The 4,831-nt window shown below is 53.7% G+C and carries 4 protein-coding genes; 1 reads left to right on the top strand and 3 read right to left on the bottom strand.

The annotated features are described in order from the left end of the window. Window positions 1-30 precede the first annotated feature (30 nt). The gene (gene ftsY, locus ACTHUT_RS14015) at window positions 31-1,563 is read left to right on the top strand and encodes a signal recognition particle-docking protein FtsY (RefSeq protein ID WP_440418922.1); all 1,533 of its coding nucleotides are present in this window, start codon (window positions 31-33) and stop codon (window positions 1,561-1,563) included. 158 nt (window positions 1,564-1,721) lie between these two features. Here ftsY and ACTHUT_RS14010 read toward each other — a convergent pair whose 3' ends face one another. The 3 genes from ACTHUT_RS14010 to ACTHUT_RS14000 all read right to left on the bottom strand — a co-directional run bounded on the left by ACTHUT_RS14010 (window position 1,722) and on the right by ACTHUT_RS14000 (window position 4,820). Then, window positions 1,722-2,618 carry a polyprenyl synthetase family protein gene (locus tag ACTHUT_RS14010; RefSeq protein WP_440385874.1) on the bottom strand — a complete coding sequence of 299 codons (897 nt, stop codon included), beginning with the start codon at window positions 2,616-2,618 and terminating at the stop codon, window positions 1,722-1,724. Beyond that, a complete protein-coding gene (locus tag ACTHUT_RS14005; protein WP_440385875.1) occupies window positions 2,602-2,829 on the bottom strand; it encodes an exodeoxyribonuclease VII small subunit in 228 nt (75 codons plus the stop codon). Before ACTHUT_RS14005 ends, ACTHUT_RS14010 begins: the two co-directional genes overlap by 17 nt. A gap of 134 nt (window positions 2,830-2,963) precedes the next feature. Beyond that, on the bottom strand, window positions 2,964-4,820 hold the full coding sequence (locus ACTHUT_RS14000) for a ribonuclease catalytic domain-containing protein (protein WP_440385876.1): 1,857 nt from the start codon (window positions 4,818-4,820) through the stop codon (window positions 2,964-2,966). Between the last annotated feature and the right edge of the window lie 11 nt (window positions 4,821-4,831).

The following is a 4,831-nucleotide window of genomic DNA, read 5'->3' as shown; positions in this document are numbered from 1 at the left end:
TCAAGTTTCTAAAATTAAAAGGAAAATTTAATGTTCAGCTTCTTCCGTCGCAAGAAAAAACAGGAAACTCCGGCTCCTGAGGAGGCTCAAGTTCAGGAAACCGCAGCAAAAGTAGAATCTGAAGTTGTTCAAGTAGTTGAAAATATTAAAGAAGATGCCGAATCTTTAGCGGAAAGCGTCAAAGGGCATATTGAATCAGTTGTCGAATCGGCTGTTGAAACTGTCAGTGAAACCGTCGAGCAGGTGCGGGAAGCTTTGACCGAAACGCCGTCTGAAACAGTTGAAAAAGTGGAAGAACACCTTGAAGCGGCAAAAGAAACGGCCGTTGAAACCGTCAGCGAGGCTGTTGAACAGGTTCAAGAAGCCGTTGCCGTGATGCCGTCTGAAGCGGCCGAGGCTGCTGAAGAAGCAGCAGAACAGGCTGAGGCGGCAAAAGAAACGGCCGTTGAAACCGTCAGCGAGGCTGTTGAACAGGTTCAAGAAACCGTTGCCGAGATGCCGTCTGAAATAGCTGAGGCTGCTGAAGAAGCAGCAGAACAGGCAGAAGCGGTCAAAGAAGAAGCTGTTGAAGCAGTTAGCGAGACTGTCGAGCAAGCTCAAGAAGCCGTTTCGGAAACACCGGTTGAAGCCCCTGCTCCGGTGGAAGAGCCCAAGCTCAGTTGGGCCGCACGTTTGAAACAAGGCTTGACCAAATCACGCGACAAAATGGCAAAATCGTTGGCCGGCGTGTTCGGCGGCGGACAAATTGACGAGGATTTGTACGAAGAGCTGGAAACCGTGCTGATTACCAGCGATATGGGCATGGAAGCCACCGAATACTTGATGAAAGATGTGCGCGACCGTGTCAGCCTCAAAGGCCTCAAAGACGGCAACGAATTGCGCGGCGCGCTGAAAGATGCGCTGTACGACTTGATTAAGCCTCTGGAAAAACCTTTGGTCTTGCCGGAAATCAAGGAGCCTTTCGTGATTATGCTTGCCGGTATCAACGGCGCAGGCAAAACCACATCTATCGGCAAACTCGCCAAATACTTCCAAGCGCAGGGCAAATCTGTGCTGTTGGCGGCAGGCGATACTTTCCGCGCCGCCGCGCGTGAGCAGCTTCAAGCTTGGGGCGAACGCAACAATGTAACCGTGATTTCGCAAACTACGGGTGATTCCGCCGCCGTTTGCTTCGATGCCGTCCAAGCCGCGAAAGCGCGCGGTATCGACATTGTGCTGGCCGATACTGCCGGCCGCCTGCCGACGCAGCTTCATTTGATGGAAGAAATCAAAAAAGTGAAACGCGTGTTGCAAAAAGCCATGCCGGATGCGCCACATGAAATCATTGTCGTGCTTGATGCCAATATTGGTCAAAACGCCGTCAACCAAGTGAAAGCCTTTGACGAAGCGCTGGGTCTGACCGGCCTGATCGTCACCAAGCTCGACGGTACGGCTAAAGGTGGTATCCTTGCCGCTCTTGCCTCTGACCGTCCAATTCCTGTCCGCTACATCGGCGTAGGCGAAGGCATCGACGATTTGCGTCCATTTAATGCCAAAGCGTTTGTAGATGCCCTATTGGATTAAACGGACAGGCTGAGGCTTGTCAATGCAGTTTGCGGGGGGGGTTCTGAGCCGTATTTTGAAAGACTCTGCATTCAGTTGATACCAGCCAAACAGGCTGTTAAAAAGGCCGTCTGAAACTTAAAATCAGGTTTCAGACGGCCTTTATTTTATTTGCAGGTTTAGTTTTTCCGTGCAGTAACAAACTCGGCCAGTTGGCGCAGGCGCAGGGCTTTGCCGCCGAATGGCTCGATCAGGGCAACGGCTTCTGCAATCAGCGTTTCTGCGTAAGTGCGCGCGGCGTGCAGGCCCATCAGTTTGACGTAGGTCGGTTTGTCGTTGTCCGAGTCTTTGCCGGCGGTTTTGCCCAAGGTGGCGGTATCGGCTTCGCAGTCCAATACATCGTCGATCACTTGGAAAGCCAGGCCCAATTTGGCGGCGTAGCGGTCTAAGGTTTGGATTTGCGCCGGTGTTAAGTCCGGGCAGGAAAGTGCGCCTAAGGCCACGGCCGCGCGGATGAGTGCGCCGGTCTTGAGGCTGTGCATCTGTTCCAATTCGGCCTGATTCATGGCTTTGCCGACATTGGCCAGGTCGATGGCTTGTCCGCCCGCCATGCCGAGGCTGCCGGATGCCTGGGCCAGCGTGGACAACATGGCAAGCTGGCGTTCGGCAGGCAGGCCTGTCGGACGGCTCAGTACATCAAAGGCTTGGGTTTGCAGCGCATCGCCGACCAAAAGGGCGGTGGCTTCGTCGTATTGCACATGGCAGGTCGGTTTGCCGCGGCGCAGGCTGTCGTTGTCCATCGCCGGCATATCGTCGTGAACCAGTGAATAGACGTGCACCATTTCAATGGCCGCCATCGCCTGCTCGACGGCATTTTGGTTTGCTTCGCCCAATTCGGACGCGGCAAGCACCAAGAGTGGGCGCAGCCGTTTGCCGCCGCCGAGGGTAACGTAACGCATGGCTTCGTGCAGCGTGTGCGGCACTTGGTTTTCAGACGGCAAGAAATGCGCCAGCAGCAATTCGGTTTGCGCTTGGGCTTTTTGCTGCCATGTTTTGAGTTCATTCGCCGGGTTCAAGGTTCAACTCCTTCAGTTTGCCGGCATCCAAAACTTGCAGTTTCTGCTCGACTTCCGCCAATTTGGTTTGGCAGTATCTGACCAATTCGTTGCCTTCCTGATAGGCGGCCAGGGCGTCTTCTAGCGGCATTTCGCTGCTTTGCATGGCCTGGGTCAGGGTTTCGAGGCGGGATAAGGCTTCTTCAAAGGATTGGGGGGCGTTTTTTTTCATGGTTTGAAATGATGGGCAGAAAAGGGAATTGTAGCATTTTTAGATGATGAAGACCGTCTGAACGGGGATGAAAACGAAATCAAAGATTTCTGTTTCTTTGTTCAGACGGCCTTTTTTCAAACTAAATAACGTTATCAGCCCGGTAAAACGGCTTTTTGATAGTTGAGCGCGATAAACTGCTTCTCGGCATCCAATTCAGTGATTTTGAACAATGCCTGCGATTTGGGCAGCGCGTCAAACGGAATACCGGTCGCGCGCGTTACCAGCGGCAGCCCCTCAATGCGGACGATGTCTTCTTTGAGGATGGTAGCCGTCAACTCGCTCGTTCCTTGCTGTTGCAGGTACACGAGGCTCCAGTAGGCTTCCATTTGGCGTTGGAAGTCGGCGTAGGCTGTATAGGCGGCATCGAAGTCGCGCAGCGCGGCAAAAAGCTCGGCATCGCTGTTTTGATACAGCGGCTCGGCCGTGTCGTCAATCAGGCTGATCAGCTGTTTTTGGTTGATGTAGTCGGCGGCGCGGCGCAGCGGCGAGGTAAACCAGCCGTAATGCTGCACGCCCATGCCGATGTGCGGTTCGGATTTGGTGCTCATGCGCACTTTGCCTGCCGGTTGGACGCGGAAAAGGCCGGGCAGCTCGTTTTCGTCCAGCATTTGCGCCCAAGTGCTGTTGGCAAGAATCATCATCTCGCTGACCAGCGTATCGATGGGCGAACCGCGTTCGCGGCGGACAACGGATACGTTGCCTTCTTCATCCAATTCGATGCTGTAATCGTATTGCGGCGCACGGTCGGGTTCGTATTTGCCGCGCGCTTTTTGCAGGGCGATGGCGAATTGATAGAACCAAATCAGGTCTTGATGGTGGGCAAACATCATTTCGCCTGCTTCGTCCAAGCCGGTTTCGGCGTTGAAATGCGGCTCAATGGCTTGAATGCGCAGGTTTTCGGCGATGTTGACCGCTTCGATTTTGCAGGTTGACTCGCCGACGTTGAACTCGCTGTCCACATCGAAATAAATGCTGACGGCAGGGCGGTACGCACCCGCATCAAGGCTGAACGCGGCAATCCAGTTTTCGGGCAGCATGGTGATTTTGCCGCCGGGGAAATAGACCGTGCTCAAGCGTTCCATGATGTTTTTTTCCATTTTGTCGCCCGGTTTAACGGCAAGCGACGGCGCGGCGATGTGGATGCCGACGCGCTTCATGCCATTGCCCAAGTCGGTCAGGCTCAAGGCATCATCGACTTCGGTGGTCGATTCGTCATCAATGGAAAAGGCGGTAACGTCAGCCTTGGGCAAGTCGGGCATTTCAGGAAGCGGAAGGTCGGGGAAGCCTGTTCCTTTGGGGAAGTATTTGATTTCAAACCCGTCTTGCAGGTATTGGGGAATGGACGTAATGCCGCCCGTTTTTTTCGCCAATTCATAGGCGGAGGTTTTCAGCGCATCGGCGGCTTTGGTAAAGGCTTTGTAGGTCAGCGACTGCTTGTCGGGCGCGTGCAGGATGGTTTTCAAATCCGCCGCGATTTCAGACGGCATCTCGCCGCGTTTCAAGGCTTCTGCCCAAGCGTCGATTTGCGCGTCTTGCTGTTTTTTGCGTTCGATGGCGGCAAGCGCTTGTTTCAAAGTTTCTTCGGGCGCGGCTTTGAATACGCCTTTGGCTTTTTTGTAGAAATACATCGGCGCGGCGTACAGCGCAATCAAAGTTGCCGCCAGCTCGGTTTTGGTCGGTGCATGGCCGAAATATTCTTCGGCAATCGCCTCAGCGGTAAATTCCTCTTCGCCGCATACTTCCCACAATAAATCGGTGTCGATGTCCGCCGCCTGCGCCTGCGCGTTCTCTAAAAACGCCGCCATATCGCCGTCAAATTCGGCAAAGACATTATTTGCCTTCACTTTGGTGCGTTTGCCGTGTTGGGTATCGACTTGGTAGGTGGCGTCGTTTTTTTGGACGATGGAGGCAACTTTGAATTGGCCGGACTCTTCGTAAAAGATATTCATTTTTTTAGGAT

The sequence above is a fragment of the Neisseria sp. P0022.S010 genome (genome assembly GCF_051956635.1).
This window is presented reverse-complemented; position numbering and strand designations above follow the sequence as displayed.

Coding starts and splice junctions, on each gene's coding strand:
- ACTHUT_RS14000 (WP_440385876.1), bottom strand. CDS start 4,820: ATGAATATCTTTTACGAAGAGTCCGGCCAATTCAAAGTTGCCTCCATC.
- ftsY (WP_440418922.1), top strand. CDS start 31: ATGTTCAGCTTCTTCCGTCGCAAGAAAAAACAGGAAACTCCGGCTCCT.
- ACTHUT_RS14005 (WP_440385875.1), bottom strand. CDS start 2,829: ATGAAAAAAAACGCCCCCCAATCCTTTGAAGAAGCCTTATCCCGCCTC.